Origin of the sequence: Gallicola sp. Sow4_E12 (assembly GCF_052116305.1) — a bacterium.
GTDB lineage: Bacteria > Bacillota > Clostridia > Tissierellales > Peptoniphilaceae > JBQKLI01.
The window spans coordinates 1-1,474 of the sequence record NZ_JBQKLI010000044.1 but is presented as its reverse complement, the minus strand read 5'-3'; the positions used below and the strand labels follow the sequence as shown (position 1 = coordinate 1,474).

The following is a 1,474-nucleotide window of genomic DNA, read 5'->3' as shown; positions in this document are numbered from 1 at the left end:
GAGACTGTGTAATATTTTGTGTATAGAACCTCCTGATTAGGGTAAAGAAAAACTAATCAGGAGGAATTTTTTATGCCAAGAAAAAGACCCGAATCAAGAGGAAGTAAAATAGCTAAAATGTTAATTGAAGAATATCAACCTCAAAGCGCACAAGATATTCAAGAAGCATTAAAAGAACTTCTAGGAGACACTATGGAAGAACTTTTAAAGGCAGAACTAGATGAGCATTTAGACTACGAATACGGTGAAAAACCATTATCACTCAATACAAGAAACGGATCAAGTAAAAAAACTGTTAAATCATCCTATGGAAATATAGATTTAAATATTCCGAGAGATAGAGAAGGATCCTTTGAACCACAAGCATTAAAAAAATACGAAAAAGATATATCTAACATAGAAAACCAGATAATATCAATGTACGCAAAAGGTATGAGCACAAGAGATATATCAACTCACATCAAAGATATTTATGGATTTGGCATATCTGAAACAATGGTAAGTAAAATAACCAACAAAATACTACCAACCATAGAAGAGTGGCAAAATAGACCATTAGAAAAAGTCTACCCTATGGTATTTTTAGACGCTATACATTACCATGTAAGAGAAAACAATATAGTAGTCAAAAAAGCAGTATACATTGCCTTAGGCTACAATCTTGAAGGTTTTAAAGAAATACTAGGAATGTGGGTAGGAGAAAATGAATCAAGCAAATATTGGCTTTTAGTATTAAACCAGCTAAAAGAAAGAGGTCTTGATGATATACTAATAATATCAACAGACAACCTACCTGGATTCACGCAAGCCATAGAAGCAGTATATCCAAAAGCAGAAATCCAAAAATGCATAATCCATCAAATAAGAAACTCAACAAAATATGTATCCTACAAAGACATAAAAGAATTAATGAAAGACTTAAAAGCAATATACAAAGCACCAACAGAAGACTTAGCCCTAACAAATCTAGGCATCTTTGAAGAAAAATGGGATAAAAAATATCCTATGTGTGTAAGCTCATGGAAAAACAACTGGACAGAACTATCCACATACTTTAAATATCCAGAAGGGATAAGAAAACTAGTATATACTACAAATGCCATGGAAAACTTCAATAGGCAACTAAGAAAAGTTACTAAAAACAAGACCATATTCCCAAATGACTACGCTCTACAAAAAAGCCTATATCTAGCAATGGTAGATGCTTCTAGCAAGTGGACCTACAGGATACGTGGTTGGGATCAAATCCTATCACAACTATCAATATTTTTTGAAGGGAGGTTTTAAATAAGTAAAAAATCAAGTGTGAAATTTGCTGTAAATTTTCATGAAAATTTGACAGTTTATTAAAGTTGTGTAAAATTAAGACAAGCTCCATTCCTATAGGAATGGACATATATTGATACATAAAAAATGTATCAACCCTTACCCTTACTCAGGATTTAGGTTGATACACAAAATTATTTACAGACCC

General features: G+C 32.2%; 1 protein-coding gene. It reads left to right on the top strand.

All coding sequences use genetic code 11. The annotated features are described in order from the left end of the window. Positions 1-117 precede the first annotated feature (117 nt). Positions 118-1,287, top strand: a complete 1,170-nt coding sequence (locus tag ACTQ46_RS11055) for an IS256 family transposase (RefSeq protein WP_441749880.1) — start codon at positions 118-120, stop codon at positions 1,285-1,287. The last annotated feature ends 187 nt before the right edge of the window (positions 1,288-1,474 follow it).